Raw genomic sequence first — 16,454 nt, 5'->3', positions numbered from 1 at the left:
CATGTCCACCTCTTCCCGACTCATCCAGGCTGCGCGTGATCTCAGCAGCAGCCTCGCCTCCCTCACCTTCGCCCCGCCCACGGCCTACGTTTACAATCCCCTCGAATACGCCCGCGTTCCTCATGAACTCTACCTCAGCCGTTACGGCGAAGGCAAAAAACGCGTCGTCCTCGTCGGCATGAACCCTGGCCCCTTCGGCATGACCCAGACTGGTGTTCCCTTTGGCGAAATCGCCGCCGTCCGCGACTGGATGAAGATCGAAACGGAAGTAGGACATCCCGAGCACGAGCACCCCAAACGCCGCGTCACCGGGTTTGCCTGCAAAAACTCCGAAGTCAGTGGTCGCCGCCTCTGGGGACTCTTCGCCCAGCGTTTTGGCGCGGCTGAAAACTTCTTCAAGGAGCATTTTGTGGCCAATTACTGCCCCCTCGTCTTCATGGAGGAAGGTGGCCGCAACCGCACCCCGGACAAGCTCCCCGCCAGTGAATCCGAGGCCATGGAAAAGCTCTGCGACGCCCACCTCTGCCAAGTCATCGCCACCCTCGATCCCGAATGGGTCATCGGCGTCGGTGCCTTTGCCGAGGCCCGCGCCCAGCGTGCCAAAGACAACCTCGGCACCCCCTTCAAAGTCGGTCGTGTCCTCCACCCCAGTCCCGCCAGCCCGCTCGCCAACCGCGACTGGCCCGGCGAAGCCACCAAGCAACTCATCAGGCAGGGTGTCTGGGAGGCCTAACCGAAAGTATCTAAACACCCGTCGCTACCGCCAGCGCATCACGCACCCGCAGGATGTCCTCGTCCTTCATCGCAGGGAACATCGGCAGCGTGATCGCTTCCTGGTAATACTGCTCCGCCTCTGGGAACATCCCCGCATGAAAGCCCAGCCTCACATAGTCAGGCTGCAAATGCACCGGGATGTAATGCACATTCACCCCGATGCCTTGCGCGCGCAGGCTTTCAAAGACCTGCCTGCGTGTCTGCGAGATCTCGGCCAGGTTCAGCCGGATCATGTAAAGGTGCCAGCCGCTGATGCCCTTCGGGTCCCTTGCCAGCGGTCGCAGCGGCAACCCGCCTAACGCCTGATCGTACAAGGCCGCAATCTCCCGCCGCCTCGCGGCAAAGGCATCCAGCTTCGTCATCTGGCTCGCCCCCAGCGCGGCCTGGATGTCCGTCATGCGGAAGTTGTAGCCCAGCTCCAGTTGCTGATAATACCACGGCCCTTCGGATTCGCCCACCATCCGGTCGGCATCGCGCGTGATGCCGTGCGTGCGCAGCATGCCGATCTTCCAGGCCAGTTCGTCGTCGTTGGTCGTGATCATCCCGCCCTCGCCGCTCGTCACGATCTTCACCGGGTGAAAGCTGTGCGATACCGCATCCGACCACCGGCAGTTGCCGATCCGTTCATCCTCATAGCTGCCGCCCAGCGCATGGGCACCATCTTCCAGGATCTTAAAGCCATACTTCTGCCCCAGCGCATGGATGCGGTCCATCGCACAGGGCTGCCCGGCGAAGTGCACCGGCACCACGATCTTCGGCAGCTTCCCGTCTTTTTCAGCCTGCTGCAGTTTCGCTTCCAGCCGCTCCGGGCACAGGTTCACCGTTCCCGGATCCACATCCACAAAGTCCACATTCGCCCCGCAGTACCGCCCCGCATTGGCCGAGGCCACAAACGTGATCGGGCTCGTCCACAGCCAGTCGCCATGTTTCAGCCCCATCGCCTTCGCCGCCAGATGCAGCGTCGCCGTGCCGTTGGACATCGCAATGCCATGCTTTGCCCCGCACCAGTCCGTCACTGCCTTTTCAAAACGGCCGATGGCAGGGCCCTGGGTCAGAAAGTCGGACTTCAGCACATCCATCACCGCCTGCAGGTCTTCTGCGTCCAAAGACTGGCGGCCATAGGGTAAAAAGGAACTCATGAATCAGTGGGAAAAGTCTCGGCCAATTTGCTCGCCACGATGCTCTGGCTGCTTCTCAGGCAGGGGATGCCGTTGAGAATTGGATAGGCCCGCATGGATTCCTTGCTGTACCAGCAGTCCCGCATCGGGGTCAGCTCGGTCTTGTACACCGGGCAGCAGCGGCGCGGCGTCACCGGGGTAGCGTTTTCATCCTTCGCCAAAATCAGCACCGCCGTCGGGTTCCGCGGATTGCGGTTGCCCGCAAAGATCTCATGTCGGTGCACTCGAAAGCCCAGCTCCTTGGCCGTTCCTGCCAGGTTGCGACAGTAGCCATGCTCATCCATGCGCTTCCTCGCCTCATCGCTGCCCAGTTCATAGGCAGGCTCCAGCATCACCACATAGCGGCGGCACACCCGGTGCAGCTCGGAAAGGATCGCCGCCTCGCGTCCGTGGTTCGGCTCGATGGAATGGTTCGTCCACACCACATCCACGCTGTTGTCCATGTACGGGATCTCCGTCAGGCTGCCCGTGCTGATCTGGATCTCAAAGCACGGCTCCTGCTTCTCCAGCCACTCGCGGGCCACCGCCATGCGCGACCAGCACAGGTCAAAGCCATGCACCTGCAGCGGCGGGTTCACCATTTGGGAAAGCGTCAGCCACAGCATGTTGCCCTCGCCCATCCCCGCATCCAGCAGGCTGCTCACTGGCCCCAGGCTTTCCAGCAGCGCCGCCACATGCCGGCAATATTCACGCTTGTGTGCCAGCAGCACCGGGTCCGCCAGCGCCCCCACGTACGATCCCGATTGCAGGTCGTACGACAGCTCGATCATCTTCTCGTCATTGCCGGTGGCACCTGCCTCCTGACGAAGAATCTTCATCAGATTTTGCCCCTCCTGATAAGCTCTTTTTAGATCCCAGGGAGTAATGGCGGAACTCATGTCAGCAAGTCGGATAAAAGGGAATTAGACAGTGAAGGTCGGGTCCACGTGGGACTGGATCAGTTTCCGGATTTCTTCCACGGTCATCCATTCCGTGTTGGTGCCGGAGTTGTAGGCCAGCCCGGAGGATACCGGCGTCGCGCCGTGGTGATCACAGAAAGCCTTGATCGTCACCTCCAGCGGCTGCCGGTGCTTGTTCGGCACGATGATGTAGTGCTTGTCCGTCGAAATCGTCTGCAGCGCATCCGTGGAGGTCACCATCTCTTCGTGGATCTTCTCGCCCGGGCGGATGCCCACCACCGGCTTCTCACATTCCGGCCCGATGGCTTCCGCCACATCCGTGATCCGGTAGCTCGGGATCTTCGGCACAAAGATCTCCCCGCCGATCGCATGCTTCAGCGCGTGCATCACCAGCTCCACACCCTCTTCGAGCGTGATGTTAAAGCGCGTCATCTCAGGGTCCGTGATCGGCAGCACCCCAGTCTTGCGCTTATCCAGGAAAAAGGGAATCACCGATCCGCGTGATCCCATCACATTGCCGTAACGCACCACGCTGAATTTGATCTTCCGGTCCCCGCGCACGTTGTTTGCCGCGATGAAAAGCTTGTCCGAGCACAGCTTCGTCGCGCCATAAAGATTGATCGGCGCCGCCGCCTTGTCGGTGGAAAGGGCCACCACGTTCTGCACATCGTTGTCCAGGCAGGCTTCGATGAGGTTTTCCGCCCCCAGGACGTTCGTTTTGATGAACTCCATCGGGTTGTACTCCGCCGCAGGCACCTGCTTCAGCGCCGCTGCGTGGATCACGGTGTCCACCCCTTCCAGCGCACGCTGCAGGCGGTCCTTGTCACGCACGTCGCCGATGAAATAACGCAGCCTTGGGTCCGTGAATTTCTGCCCCATTTCGAACTGCTTCAACTCATCGCGGGAGTAAATCACGATGCGTTTCACCTCCGGATCCGTAAGCAGGGTGGCGATGCATTTTTGACCGAACGAACCGGTGCCTCCGGTGACGAGAATCGAGCGAGCTGATGACACGATGATAGAAAATTCCTGGGTTGTAAAAGGGCGATGGCCCGACGGCTGACACTTGTACGCAGGCAACAGCCTCGCAAGGTCTAAATGTCAGTTGGGCGGGCTTACTGGCAGTTGCGTGGTTTTTTCACCGCCGTGACCTTCCAGATCCGCCAGGGTGAATCTTTTCACCTCCCCCGCCTGGTTCGCCTGGGTGAATTCACCGCTTTGAATGTCCAGGCACGTCAGCCAGCCTTCGCCATAGGCCCACGTGTCCAGGCACATCGCTTTCGTCCGCAGGGCAGGCATCCCGCTCTTCTGTGCCGTGTGGCCGCACACCATCGTCTTGCCGGAAACATGCGGGTAGCTATCGTCAAACCGCGTCCAGAAAAGCCAGTCATCGCTCTGATCCGCCAGGGGAAAGACCGCATTCGCATTCGCATGCACAAAGAGGTGATACTCCGTCTCCCAGTGGCGCAGGCAGCGCTCTTTTAAAAATTCCACATGCGCCTGCGGGATGTTGTTCCACGACAGGGTGCTGTGGTCTGGCGCGTAGGAAAGCAGCGTTTCCCTCCCGCCCACCCTCAGCCAGGCCTCCACATCCAGTTGCTCCGCCATCGCATCCATAAATAGGATCTCATGGTTGCCCATCAGCGGCTTCAACTGCGTCGTTTCTTCCAGTCCTAGCAGGATATCGATCACCCCCTTCGAGTCCGGTCCTCGGTCCACGTAATCACCCAGGGTGATCAAGACATCATCGCTCCCAGGCTTCACCGCATCCAGCAGTGCCCGCAGAGCGATGGAACAGCCGTGGATGTCTCCGATAGCCAGGATTCGCATCGGCCCACCTTTGCGCGTCCAGGCTCAGGCGTAAACATTATTTTGCAGGCAGTCGTGACTTGCTGCCCTGTGGCTTCGCCTCCTGCATCCGTGCAAATTCTTCCGGCATCAGCATTTCCACCTCGGCGCCCAGACTGTTTGGCCCCAGAAATTGCGCTTCCGTCAGCTCCGCAGATTCCGCCAGCCACGCATAGGACTGATGGTACAAGTTTAAAAAACGATCCACAAACGGCGCGATCACCTCACCCGCATCCGCCGCCATCTTGGCCGACAGCGCCTTGATGTCCACCGCCGACCCTGGATTCATCGAGATGTTGATCGGCTCCGGCAGCTTGCCTTGCAGCAGGTGCTCGTTCAGTCTCACCGCCCTTTTGTTTGGGGCAAAGGGGTACATTGCCCCGTCCATCGTCGAAAGGATCTGCTTTACCAGGTTTGTCATCTTCGGCACCACCGATTGCAGCGCGGTGAAAAAGCTGCCTCGGTCTTCCAGGTTCGCATGCCGCGCCCCCAGCGTCTGAAAGGCAAAAAACGTCGTCAGTAGTTCGCGAAAACACGGCAGCGCCCCTGCCATCGCTTCATAGATGGAAACCCACGCCGCAAGGTCTTTCCGCCGCTCTGCCAGCCGGTCGTCCATCATCTCCTTTGGGCTCCACCACAGCAGCCCCAGTGCCGCGGCAAAGCGGCTCTCCATCTTCATTTCATAGGCCACCAGCGCAGATTCCATGTGCTCCATCAGCATCCGCTGCCGCGCCGCCTCGCTTCGCAGGGACTGCGGCGTCGTGTCATCCGTTCCAAACTGGATGCGCGAGACCGTGAATCCCGCCTGGCTCAGCACCGCCGCCGCCTCCAGGTCGCGCCGCCGCTGCCACGCCAGGTTCCATTCTTGCAGCGCCAGCTTCAGCCGGCAGCCCCATTCACGGGTCTCCCGCCGCACCCGTAGGATCTCTTCCTTGAGCTGCTCCAGCCCTGGCGAAACCGGGTGCGTTGCCCCCAGCCCGCACATCGCCCGTTCCGGGTGGGCCAGCCCGCTGAAGTAGCGCCGGATGATCACCAGCGATTCATCTTCCCGCCGGTTTTGGTGGATCACCTCCTCATCCGCCACCAGCCGGTTCTCATGCAGGCCTATCCCCAGCTCATGCTGGTAGTAAAAGCACGTCACCTGCCGCGCCAGATCCACAAACCCCCGCACCAGCGAGGCCGCTGGCACATCATTGGGCAGCTCTTGAAAAAGTCTCTTCGCGTCCTCGGGCACCGGCGGCGCATCCTGCTCGGCAGACTCCTTTGTCCGCGCCGCGCCCGCCACATGTCGCGCCAGCAGCAGGGCCAGATTGTCGGGCAGCCTTTGCTGGCCCAGCCCCCGCTGGATCTCCTTGCGCGTCGCCTCCCAGGCTCCCTGCAGCAGTTCCATCTTCGCCTGCAGCCGCTTCCATGCTCCCTTGCCCAGCACCTTCGCTCCAGCCCGGTCCGCGCCCGCTCCCAGACTCAGCAGCGCCACCGCACTGATCATCCGCGCCGCCATCACGAACAGACCAAAGGGCAGCTTCGCCACCGTCATCCACAGCCACGCCGTCAGCCTCACTCCTCGTTGCAGGGGGCCTTCTTTCTCCCGCCGTGCCCGCAGTGCAGGCTCCCATGGGTCCCGCTCATGCAGCGCACGATAAAACCACGCGTTCAATTCTCTCACCAGATGCGAAAAAGTCGTTCCCATCCCCCCCGCGTTCATCGCCAGCTCCCTCACCAGCATCGCCGCAAACTCCCTCGCACTCATCACCGAGACGATCGGCAGCCCGATGTGCAAAATCAGCTCCCCACCGACCACTCCCCGCACCCCGCCGCGCACCGATGAGCGGATGCCGATGGACGTGTCCAGCCAGATTTCCTGCGGCGCATCCAGCTTCAGGTGCCAGCAGATCTCATCCACCAGTTCAAACACACGCGGCTGGTTGGAGGGCGTGATTTGCAGCGCCACCGTCACAGATCGGGGCCTGCCCCTCAGCGGCCTCAGCATGAAAATCCATGTCACCGCCCCCGCCAAAAGCCAGGCCAGCGGCAGCACATCCTGCCATCGCCAGCTTTCCGCCAGCGCCAGGGCCGTCACCCACTCAAAGCCCCGCCATCCCAGGTAAAGGCCACCCGCCATCACCAGCACCGCATAAGCCAGCGGCAGCAGCAGCGTCAGACTGCTCGTCACCAGCAACAGCACAAAATGAAACGGCCCGCGCCAGGGAGTCAGGCGCACGCGCTTCATCGGCTGGGGGGCTGGTGATTCGGGCATGGAGGTGTAAAACCAATGAAAATATCTTAAAATTATGGAAATTAAAGTAAACTCATCAAGAAAATGAAGTTTTGGCCAAATTCAGGCTCCAGGTTGCGAATCCCTGGATTCGTTCCTTCATTGCCTCCCCCTCGTCTCATGGCCCCCCTCTCAAAATCCGCCGTCCTCACTGCCATCCAGAAAACCCTGGATGACGAACTGGCCGCCCTCACCCGGGGAGCCCGGGCCTCCTTCGCTGCCGCCACCGATCCCGACAGCCGCGCCGAGAATAAATACGACACCCGCACCCTCGAGGCGTCCTACGTCGCCCGTGGCCAGGCCCAGCGCGTGCAGGAACTCCAGGCAGCCGTCCATCTGTTCCAGGCACTCGCCCAGGACCTCACCGCCAGCCCCACCGTCCGCCTTGGCTCGTTCATCCTCCTGGATGAGGATCAATATTACTTCATGGGCCCTGGTGCTGGCGGCACCGAGGTCATCTTGGAGGGAAAAGAAATTCTCGTCATCACCCCCGCTTCCCCCTTGGGCCAGCGCCTCATGGGCAAAGGGGCAGGGGAGACCCTCCAACTCCCCGCCGGCCCCACCTTCCGCATCACCTCAGTTCTCTGAGCACATTCGGGGGCTCAAAGTGCCCTTTCCGCACCTTGCATACCCTGTCGCAGGCCGGATATTCTAGAGTGTCCAGGTATTCCGTTGCTCTCTCCCCATCCCGGATTCACTCCCGGCAGGCTTCTTTTTCCACCCCGCTTTTTCGGGAGAGTGCTGTGGGGAAATTTTCCCCATGGGGAGCCTTTGGGGATCTTCTTCCCCATCAAATCCCCATCGCAAGCGCCTCATCCTCAAGGCATTGGAGCCAAAAATCCCCAAATGGGGAAAATTTGCAATCTCTCCCCATCCCCCAGCTCTGAAGTCCCTGGCCTCTTCCGCCGATAGAAGCCCCCATCCCCTCCCGTTAACTGCGCCCTCATTCACCATGCGTTTTTCGTTTCTCCTGGCCCTCGGTTTGACCAGCAGCCTTCACGCTGCCGATATCAAGAAAGAACAGCCCATGACCCCGGGGGGCGTCTATCGTGCGCATGACATGCAGCGGCCTCGCCCGCAGGTCATCACCCCGCCCGGTTTCAGCACCCAGGAAAAAGCGGGTGCCGCCCCCTCCGATGCCACCATCCTTTTCGATGGCAAGGACCTCTCCAAATGGAAGCGCGAGCCTCGCAAAGATTCCCCTCCCGGCGATGACAAACCCCTCTGGAAAGTCGAAAACGGCTACTTCGAAATTGTCGGCCGAAGCGGCAGCATCCGCACCCGTGAATCCTTCAAGGGCGATGGCCACCTCCACCTGGAATGGGCCACCCCGGCCACCGTCGTTGGCAATGGCCAGGGCCGTGGCAACAGCGGCGTCTTCATCGGCGGCTTTCCCGAAATCCAGGTCCTCGACTCCTACCAGAACGACACCTACCCCGATGGCCAGGCTTCCGGCCTCTACAGCAGCTACCCGCCCATGGTCAATGCCAGCCGCAAACCCGGCGAGTGGCAGACCTACGACATCCTCTTCGAGCGCGCCAAACCCGGCAGCAAGGCCAAGCTCACCGTCATCCACAACGGCATCGTCGTACACTTCCATCGCGAGTTCGACAGTGCCGCCCAGGAGGGCGACCTCATGCTTCAGGACCACCTGAACCCCGTCCGCTTTCGCAACATTTGGTTACGCCCGCTTCGCGTAGATTCCGACAAAGCTGGCACTCCGGCTCCTGCCAAAAACGCCGCTGCCAAACCGGCTGCCCAGGCCGCTCCGTCCCCAGCAGCTCTCAAGGCCATCCGCATCAAGACGATGACCGCGCAGATGAAGTACGACCAGGCCGAGTTCGTCGTCCGCCCCGGCCAGCCCGTGAAGGTCATCTTTGAAAACGGCGATGACCTCCCGCACAACATCGTCTTCTGCCAGCCCGGCACCGATACCGCCGCCATGGCCCTAAAGCAGATGGAAAACGTCGAGGCCGCCCTCAAGCGCAACTGGGTGCCGGATGACAAGCGCGTCTGGCTGCATTCCAAAATGCTCAATCCTCACGAGGAGGAGACCCTCACCTTCACCGCCCCTGAAAAGCCCGGCGACTATCCCTTCGTCTGCACCTTCCCAGGCCATGCCCTCACCATGAACGGCAAGATGAAAGTTCTGCCCCTTGGTGAAGGCCTCAAAGACCTCAAGTTCGCCCTTTATCAGGGAGCCTGGAAAAGCCTTCCCGACTTCTCTAAATTGAAACCTCACCGTGAAGGCGTAGTGGCAGACAACCTCATCCAGATCAAGCTCGACGACTATAAGAACGAGTTCGGCGTCGTTTTCACCGGCCAGCTTCACGCCCCCCGCAAAGGCAGCTACCGTTTTTACATCACCGGGGATGATGGCGTTCGCCTCTTGGTGGATGGCAAAACAGTCGTCGAGTATGACGGCATCCATCCCGCAGGCGACATCAAGGAAGGCTCCACTCAGTTGGAGCAGGGGCCCCATGAGTTCCGCCTGGAATACTTCCAGGACGGCGGCGACATCGCCGTCTTTGCCGCCTGGAAGGGCAGCAACTTCGACATCACCCCGCTCTCCACCTGGACCCCCAAAGGCTGGGAAAAAGGTGCCAAGCCCAAGCAGAAGAAGGACTTCGATCCCATCCCCCTCGTGGTCAAAAACGAGCCAGTCATCTACCGCAACTTCATCGCCGGTGCTGGCAATCGCGGCATCGCTGTCGGTTATCCTGGCGGCATCAGCCTCGCCTGGAGTGCCGAGCAGATGAACCTCGCCCTCATCTGGCGCGGAGCCTTCATGGATGCTTCCAAACACTGGAACAGCCGTGGCGGCGGTCATGAGCCCCCCTTGGGCTACGATGTCCTCAGCCCTGCCCAAGGCCAGCCCTTCGCCATCCTCGCCACACCGGAGACCGCCTGGCCTGAAAAGCAGGAACGCGCTCCAGGTTACGCCTGGAAAGGTTATCGGCTTGATGCCTCCCGCCATCCCACCTTTCTCTATGAATGGAATGGCTTGAAAGTGGCCGATCGCAGCACCGCCGCGCCTAACCAATTGAAGCGTACGCTGAAGCTCGATGGCAAGGTCCCCTCGAACACCTGGCTGCGCCTCGCTTCCGGCAAGATCGAGTCCAAAGATGGCGGCTTCCTCATTGACGCAGGCAAGCTCAATTTCGAAGGCCGCGCTTTTGAAAACAAACTCCGCATCACCGCCGCAGGCGCTCGCATCGTGGGTGAAAACCTCCTCCTCCCCGTCACCGGCCCAGAGGTCACCATCACCTATTCCTGGCCTCAGTGATCCGCCCTCGGTCCCACGTCTTCTCTTTCGTTCTCATGAACCGTTTTGTCTTGCTCTCCCTCCTGGCCTCTCTCGGCAGCACGCTTTCCGCCGCCGATCCCGTCGAAGCCGATTTTTACAAGATCACCACTTACACCACCCCGGCTGAAACCGCGCTGGAAGTGGGTTCCATCGAGCTTTTGCCTGAAGGCAAACTCGCCCTCGGCACCCGCCGAGGTGAGATCTGGATCGTCTCCAACGCCCAGCAGTCCGATCCCTCAAAAGTCAGCTACAAGCTGTTTGCCTCCGGTCTTCATGAAGTCCTCGGCCTCGGTTACAAGGACGGTGCTCTTTACGCCACCACCCGTTATGAAATCACCCGCCTCAGGGATGAAGATGGCGATGGCCGGGCCGATGTGTTTGAAAACGTCAATGACCAGTGGGGTGTCTCCGGCGACTACCATGAATATGCCTTAGGCAGCCGCTTTGACAAACAGGGCGACCTCTGGGTCACCCTCTGCCTCACCGGTTCATTCGACAGCAAGGTGCCCTTCCGTGGCTGGGCCCTTCGCATCAAGCCAGATGGCACCCTCGTCCCCACTTGCAGCGGCATCCGCAGCCCAGGTGGTGTCGGCTTCGATGCCGATGGCGAAGTCTATTACGTGGACAACCAGGGCCCCTGGCACGGTTCTTCCACCCTCCAGCACCTCGTCCCCGGCAGCTTCCAGGGCCACCCCGCTGGCAACATCTGGTACTCCCTCGCCCCCAACATGGGCCCCCGTCCGCTCGATCCCATCCCTGAAGCTTTCAAGGGCAATCGCAAGCGCGGCGAGGCCAATCCGAATGGCGATCCCGACCGCATCGTCGCCGAGCGCAAACGCATCAAGGAGCTGCTTCCTCCCGCCGTGTATCTCGTCCACGGCAAGATCGGCAACTCCCCCACTTTCATCCTCTGCGATGAATCCGGCGGCAAGTTTGGCCCCTTCCAGAAGCAGCTCTTCATTGCCGACCAGAGCCACAGCAACGTCAGCCGCGTCTTTCTCGAAACCGTCAACGGTATCAAACAGGGCGCCGTCATTCCCTTCCGCACCGGCTTCGCCAGCGGCCTCATCGGCGGGCGTATGGATGCCGAAGGTCACCTTTACACCGGCGGCAGTGACCGTGGCTGGGGTGCCCGTGGTGGCAAGCCCTTCTGCTTTGAGAAACTCGAATGGACCGGCAAGCTGCCTTTTGAAATCCATGAGATGCGCGCCACGCCCGATGGTTTTGAGCTGACCTTCACCGAGCCTGTGGATGCCAAATCCGCCAGCGACGTGGCCAGCTACTCGATGCGCGAGTTCACCTATGCCTACCGCGAAGACTACGGCGGTCCCGAGGTGGATGAGATCCTTCCCAAAATCACTTCCGCCAAAGTCAGTGCCGATGGCAAAAGCGTGCGCCTCACCCTCACTCCCCTCACCCAGGGGCACGTGCATGAACTCCACCTCGATGGGGTAAAGAACGCCAAAAGCCAGCCTTTGCTCCATTCCGTGGCCTACTACACGCTCAACGAAATTCCCAAACGATAGAGCGGCAGCAGGCCTGCGTTATCAGGCCCGCCTATGAAGCATTTCCTTCTCCTCTTTGTCTTCGCCGTCCACACCTGGGCTGCGGACACCCGGCCGAATGTCCTGCTCATGGTGTCGGACGATCTCGCCGCCACGCTTGGCAGCTACGGCCATCCTCAGGCGCAGACTCCGCATCTGGATGCCTTGGCCAGGGAAGGGGTGCTCTTCAGCCGGGCCTACTGCCAGTTCCCTCACTGCAATCCCTCCCGCTCCTCTTTCCTTAGCGGCCTGCGGCCTAACCAGACACGTGTCACGGACAATGCCGACAGCCTTTACGTCAACATCCCAGACGTCCTCACCCTGCCGCATCACTTCCGCCAGCAAGGCTACGCCACCGCCCGCTGTGGCAAGCTCTTCCACCTCGGCATTCCCACGGGCCTGGAAAGCATGGACGATCCTCAGGCCTGGGACTTCGGCACGCCCTTCAAGGATGAGCGCCCCTATCCGCCCAAACGTAGCTCTGCCGTCACCGTCCAGACCGGCAAGAAGCAGGGTCTCGTCTGGCAGGAAATCCCGGGGGATGACGACCAGCTCTGCGACGGTGCCTTTGCCACCACCGCCATCGGCTGGCTGAAGAAGCGCGATGCCGACAAGCCCTTCTTCCTCGCCGTCGGCTTTCACCGTCCGCATCTGCCCCTCGTTGCTCCGGCCAAGTACTTTGACCTCTATCCTCTGGATAAGATCACTCTGCCTGACGCTCCCGCCAATGATGTCGAGGACATCCCCGCCCCGGCTCGCAATGGTTCCGTGCCCGGTTATGCCATGACCTCCACGCCCGAACAGCGCCGCGCCTCCATCCGCGCTTACCTCGCCTGTGTCAGTTATGTGGATACGCAGGCTGGTCGTCTGCTGGCCTCGCTGAAGGAACAGGGCCTGTTGGAGAATACCATCGTCATCTTCACCAGTGACCACGGCTGGCATCTCGGTGAGCATGGCCTCTGGCACAAACGCAGCCTCTTTGAGGAAAGCGCCCGCGTTCCGCTCATCGTCTCCGCGCCCGGCATGAAGGGCAATGGCCGCACCGCCCTGGGCCTCGCGGAGCTTACCGATCTCTATCCCACGCTCTGCGACCTCTGCGGCATTCCGGCCCCTTCTCACTTGCAGGGCAAAAGCCTCCGCCCTGTGCTGAACGACCCTGCCTCATCTGTCCATGAGGCCGCCTTCACTCAGGCCCGCCGTGGCAAAGACGCGCAGCATTGGGGCCGCAGCGTGCGCACCGCCCGCTGGCGCTGTACGGAGTGGGACGAGGGCCGCAACGGCATCGAACTCTACGATCACGAGGCCGATCCGCATGAATACACCAATCTCGCCCAGGCCCCGGAGCATGCCTCCATTTTGAAAGAACTGCGTGCCTTGCTCGCCCAACAACTTCCGCCGATGGCGCTTCCTGAGCAACGCTGATCGGCGTCGCTCAGAAAGCTTCATCATTCGTTTAAGCTTCCAGCTTCCAGGGACCGCGATACTCGCGGGTCAGCAGCTTGCTGGCTTCCGGATCGTCCAGGATGATCTCCTTCACCGGATCCCACTTGATCGGACGATTCACCAGGAATGCGATCAGGGCCAAGTGACCCGGTGTGGCGCTGCGGTGGGCCGTCTCCACAGGGGTCACCGTTGGCTTGCGGTTCTTCACACAGTCCAGGAAGTTGCGATGATGGCCTGGGGTTTCATAGAGACGGGTCCTGATGACATCATCTCCCAGTTTCGGGGCCGTGGCCGCTTCCACCACCTTGTCTCCCTCACGCTTCTTGATGACCTTCTTCAGCTCAGGCTTGGAGGCATCGTAGGAGCCCCGGTTCACATGCACCCAGCCATCCGTGCCGATCCACTTGGTGCCCATCTTGATGTCCTCATGACCGCCAGCGATGGTCATCACGATGTCACCTGCATAGCTCGCTTCGGCGCGGTACTTGGTCGCCGTGTTCCAGATGTCCGTGCGCGGTGGCATGTCCACCTGCAAAGGCTTGATGAGGGAAGGGCCGCTGCTGTCCATGTCCATGCCCCAGTGGGCGATGTCGCAGTGGTGGCCGATCCAATCAAGAAGCTGGCCCCCGCCGATGTTGTAGTCCCAGCGCCAGTTCTTGTGCACGCGGCACTCGATGTAGTCCTGCATCGCCGCAGGCCCGATCCACATCTCATAGTCCAGCTCCGCCGGTGGCGGGGTGACGCTGCGCTTGTCGCCGGTTTTGGCAAAGTCGTTGTGCCCTGCGGGCAGGCCCACTTCCACATGGGTAAGCTTGCCGATGAGTCCGTTGCGCACGACCTCCGCGCCGATGCGGAAATTGTTCTCGCTGCGCTGCCAGGAGCCCGTCTGCCAGATGCGGCCATAACGTTTGACGGCATTCACGATAGCCTGCTGCTCGGCAATGGTACGGGCCAGGGGCTTTTCACCATAGATGTCCTTGCCGTTCTTGGCGGCTTCGATGGAGGTCAGCGCATGCCAGTTGTCCGGCAGGGCCAGCATGACGGTGTCAATGTCCTTGCGGGCCATCACCTCGCGGTAGTCGTGATAGCCTTTGCAGTCGGTGTTTTTGTAGGCGGCATTGACGGTGCCCACGGCCTTTTCCAGGTTGCGCTTGTCAATATCACAGGCGGCCACGATCTGGCAGTCGGCCTCAGCCAGGAACTTGTTGGTGTTGCTGGGGCCCATCATACCCCATCCCAGCACGGCCATGGTGATCTTATTGGAGGGGGCGTTTTGTCCCAGCACACTGGCCGGGATGATGGCCGGAAATCCGAGCACACCGGCCGACTTGGCCAGGAACTGACGGCGAGAAGAAAGGGGAACACGTTTCATTGGGGACTTGGTTTTAGCCAAAGTTGCCCCGGCCTGTCGAGAATCATTTCGGGTCATTCCACCGAGTTTTCTCGCCACGCCTGCGGTTTGCCACTAAGGCTGTTGATTCTCGGCGTAAAATCCGTTTGCAAATCCGGCGGAGGCAACCATAAAGCGCCCCGCGTGTTTTTGAACGCGGCAGAGTGTCTGTGTGTCACACAGCTCTCCCTGTTAAGACAACCCCAAACAACCATGATAGTGACAGTATGATCCAAGTGCAAAACCTCCGAAAAGTGTTCGGCAGCAAGGTGGCGGTGGACGACGTCTCCTTCTCTGTCGAAAAGGGTCAGGTCCTCGGCTTCCTCGGGCCCAACGGCGCTGGCAAATCCACCTCCATGCGCATGGTCACCGGCTACTTCCGCCCGACCTCCGGCAACATCAGCATTGGTGGCGTCAACATGCTGGAAGAGCCGGAACTGGCCAAGCGGTCCATCGGCTACCTGCCAGAAAACGCCCCCCTGTATTCCGACATGACCGTGGCGAGCTTCCTCGGCTTCTGTGCTGAGATTCGCGGCGTCACCGGCGCTGCCAAGAGCAAGGCCATCGACCGCGTCCTGGAACTCTGCTTCCTGGAAAGCGTGCGCAATCAGAGCGTGGACACCCTTTCCAAGGGCTACCGCCACCGCACCTGCTTTGCCCAAAGCATCATTCACGATCCGGAAGTGCTCATTCTCGACGAGCCGACCGACGGTCTGGACCCCAACCAGAAGCATGAAGTGCGCGGCCTCATCAAGCGCATGGGCGAAACCAAGGCTATCATCTTCTCCACCCACATTCTGGAAGAAGTGGAGGCCGCCTGCTCCCGCGCCATCATCATTGACCGTGGCAAAGTCGTCGCGGACGGCACACCGGACCAGCTCAAGAAGCTCGTCCCCGGCGTCAACTCGCTGGATGAAGTGTTCCGCGCTATCACCCGTCCCGATACGGTGAAGTAACAGCCTCGTTCCAACCCTCTTCCGACCCCTTCTAACAACCTCATGAAAAGCAGAGACCTGGAAAACACTCTGGCGATCTTTAAGCGGGAGTTCCTCTCCTACTTCAATTCGCCGGTGCTTTACGTCATTGTCGTGATCTACCTCCTGGCCACGATGGCTTTCACCTTCTTCTTCGGCCAGATGCTGCTGGAGACGAACAATGCCTCGCTGACCGAAACCTTCTTTGCCTGGCATCCCTGGATCTACATCGTGCTGGCCCCTGCCGTGGGCATGCGCCTGTGGTCTGAGGAGCACCGCCTGGGCACCTTCGAACTGTTGATGACCATGCCCCTGTCTCCCTGGCAGGCCATCATTGGCAAGTTCTTTGCCGCAGCGATGGTCTGGCTCATCGGTCTGGCCCTAACCTTCCCGGTGGTGATCACCGTCTGCTGGTTGGGCAATCCGGATCCGGGCCCGATGATCACTGGTTATGCCGCGAGCTACCTGTATGCCCTCGGTTGTCTCGCCGTCACCAGCGCCGCCAGTGCTTACACCCGCAGTCAGGTGGTCTGCTTCATCGTCTCCGTGGCCCTCTGCATCACGCTGACGCTGATCGGCCACCCCGGGATCTTGAACACCGTGCTCAGCACCGTTCCTGCCGCCCTCGAGCCTGTGGTCCGTTTCATCAGCTACCTCAGCTTCATGGATCACTTCTTTGAAATGACCCGCGGCATCTTCGTCCTGCGTGACGTGCTGTACTTCGTTTCCGTGATCGCCGTCGCCCTCATCATCACCCACATGGGCCTGCGCTCCAAGCGCGCCTGAGACCTGACGTTACCCTTATCCCTTTCAGAATCCTCT

Annotated in this window: 13 protein-coding genes; 7 read left to right on the top strand and 6 right to left on the bottom strand. The window is 60.7% G+C overall.

Annotated elements, in window-relative coordinates; genetic code table 11:
- Window position 1: 1 nt before the first annotated feature.
- On the top strand, window positions 2-733 hold the full coding sequence (locus ABEB25_RS15065) for a uracil-DNA glycosylase family protein (RefSeq protein ID WP_345737244.1): 732 nt from the start codon (window positions 2-4) through the stop codon (window positions 731-733).
- Between the two features lie 10 nt (window positions 734-743).
- Here the strand turns inward: ABEB25_RS15065 and pseC are convergent, their stop codons facing one another.
- From pseC to ABEB25_RS15040, 5 genes are all read right to left on the bottom strand, one after another.
- Complete coding sequence (gene pseC, locus ABEB25_RS15060; protein WP_345737243.1) at window positions 744-1,913, bottom strand: UDP-4-amino-4,6-dideoxy-N-acetyl-beta-L-altrosamine transaminase; 1,170 nt, start codon at window positions 1,911-1,913, stop codon at window positions 744-746.
- A complete protein-coding gene (locus ABEB25_RS15055; RefSeq protein WP_345737242.1) occupies window positions 1,910-2,830 on the bottom strand; it encodes a methyltransferase domain-containing protein in 921 nt (306 codons plus the stop codon). Before ABEB25_RS15055 ends, pseC begins: the two co-directional genes overlap by 4 nt.
- A gap of 24 nt (window positions 2,831-2,854) precedes the next feature.
- Complete coding sequence (gene pseB, locus ABEB25_RS15050) at window positions 2,855-3,871, bottom strand: UDP-N-acetylglucosamine 4,6-dehydratase (inverting) (protein ID WP_345737518.1); 1,017 nt, start codon at window positions 3,869-3,871, stop codon at window positions 2,855-2,857.
- An 81-nt stretch (window positions 3,872-3,952) separates the two neighbouring features.
- A complete protein-coding gene (locus ABEB25_RS15045; protein ID WP_345737241.1) occupies window positions 3,953-4,681 on the bottom strand; it encodes a metallophosphoesterase family protein in 729 nt (242 codons plus the stop codon).
- 37 nt (window positions 4,682-4,718) lie between these two features.
- Window positions 4,719-6,956: a M48 family metalloprotease gene (locus ABEB25_RS15040; protein WP_345737240.1), complete on the bottom strand. Its 2,238-nt coding sequence runs from the start codon at window positions 6,954-6,956 to the stop codon at window positions 4,719-4,721.
- 138 nt (window positions 6,957-7,094) lie between these two features.
- On the opposite strand from ABEB25_RS15040, the gene ABEB25_RS15035 reads away from it, so the two are divergent.
- From ABEB25_RS15035 to ABEB25_RS15020, 4 genes are all read left to right on the top strand, one after another.
- Window positions 7,095-7,562 carry a transcription elongation factor GreAB gene (locus tag ABEB25_RS15035; RefSeq protein ID WP_345737239.1) on the top strand — a complete coding sequence of 156 codons (468 nt, stop codon included), beginning with the start codon at window positions 7,095-7,097 and terminating at the stop codon, window positions 7,560-7,562.
- Between the two features lie 364 nt (window positions 7,563-7,926).
- A complete protein-coding gene (locus ABEB25_RS15030) occupies window positions 7,927-10,260 on the top strand; it encodes a 3-keto-alpha-glucoside-1,2-lyase-like domain-containing protein (protein WP_345737238.1) in 2,334 nt (777 codons plus the stop codon).
- A gap of 35 nt (window positions 10,261-10,295) precedes the next feature.
- Window positions 10,296-11,807 carry a DUF7133 domain-containing protein gene (locus tag ABEB25_RS15025; protein ID WP_345737237.1) on the top strand — a complete coding sequence of 504 codons (1,512 nt, stop codon included), beginning with the start codon at window positions 10,296-10,298 and terminating at the stop codon, window positions 11,805-11,807.
- Between the two features lie 33 nt (window positions 11,808-11,840).
- Window positions 11,841-13,247, top strand: a complete 1,407-nt coding sequence (locus ABEB25_RS15020; protein WP_345737236.1) for a sulfatase — start codon at window positions 11,841-11,843, stop codon at window positions 13,245-13,247.
- 31 nt (window positions 13,248-13,278) lie between these two features.
- Here ABEB25_RS15020 and ABEB25_RS15015 read toward each other — a convergent pair whose 3' ends face one another.
- Window positions 13,279-14,640, bottom strand: a complete 1,362-nt coding sequence (locus ABEB25_RS15015; RefSeq protein ID WP_345737235.1) for a Gfo/Idh/MocA family protein — start codon at window positions 14,638-14,640, stop codon at window positions 13,279-13,281.
- Window positions 14,641-14,885: 245 nt separating this feature from the next.
- Here ABEB25_RS15015 and ABEB25_RS15010 point away from each other — a divergent pair, with 245 nt between their 5' ends.
- Entirely contained in the window at window positions 14,886-15,614 is a 729-nt protein-coding gene (locus ABEB25_RS15010) for an ABC transporter ATP-binding protein (RefSeq protein ID WP_345737234.1), read from the top strand.
- A 42-nt stretch (window positions 15,615-15,656) separates the two neighbouring features.
- A complete protein-coding gene (locus ABEB25_RS15005) occupies window positions 15,657-16,418 on the top strand; it encodes an ABC transporter permease (RefSeq protein WP_345737233.1) in 762 nt (253 codons plus the stop codon).
- Window positions 16,419-16,454: the final 36 nt, after the last annotated feature.

Source organism: Prosthecobacter algae, assembly GCF_039542385.1.
GTDB lineage: Bacteria > Verrucomicrobiota > Verrucomicrobiia > Verrucomicrobiales > Verrucomicrobiaceae > Prosthecobacter > Prosthecobacter algae.
This window is presented reverse-complemented; position numbering and strand designations above follow the sequence as displayed.

Bases quoted from the DNA above. Each gene is read 5' to 3' on its own strand.
- ABEB25_RS15065 (WP_345737244.1), top strand. From the start codon at position 2: ATGTCCACCTCTTCCCGACTCATCCAGGCTGCGCGTGATCTCAGCAGC.
- ABEB25_RS15045 (WP_345737241.1), bottom strand. From the start codon at position 4,681: ATGCGAATCCTGGCTATCGGAGACATCCACGGCTGTTCCATCGCTCTG.
- ABEB25_RS15015 (WP_345737235.1), bottom strand. From the start codon at position 14,640: ATGAAACGTGTTCCCCTTTCTTCTCGCCGTCAGTTCCTGGCCAAGTCG.
- ABEB25_RS15055 (WP_345737242.1), bottom strand. From the start codon at position 2,830: ATGAGTTCCGCCATTACTCCCTGGGATCTAAAAAGAGCTTATCAGGAG.
- pseC (WP_345737243.1), bottom strand. From the start codon at position 1,913: ATGAGTTCCTTTTTACCCTATGGCCGCCAGTCTTTGGACGCAGAAGAC.
- ABEB25_RS15005 (WP_345737233.1), top strand. From the start codon at position 15,657: ATGAAAAGCAGAGACCTGGAAAACACTCTGGCGATCTTTAAGCGGGAG.
- ABEB25_RS15020 (WP_345737236.1), top strand. From the start codon at position 11,841: ATGAAGCATTTCCTTCTCCTCTTTGTCTTCGCCGTCCACACCTGGGCT.
- ABEB25_RS15025 (WP_345737237.1), top strand. From the start codon at position 10,296: ATGAACCGTTTTGTCTTGCTCTCCCTCCTGGCCTCTCTCGGCAGCACG.
- ABEB25_RS15035 (WP_345737239.1), top strand. From the start codon at position 7,095: ATGGCCCCCCTCTCAAAATCCGCCGTCCTCACTGCCATCCAGAAAACC.
- ABEB25_RS15030 (WP_345737238.1), top strand. From the start codon at position 7,927: ATGCGTTTTTCGTTTCTCCTGGCCCTCGGTTTGACCAGCAGCCTTCAC.
- ABEB25_RS15010 (WP_345737234.1), top strand. From the start codon at position 14,886: ATGATCCAAGTGCAAAACCTCCGAAAAGTGTTCGGCAGCAAGGTGGCG.
- ABEB25_RS15040 (WP_345737240.1), bottom strand. From the start codon at position 6,956: ATGCCCGAATCACCAGCCCCCCAGCCGATGAAGCGCGTGCGCCTGACT.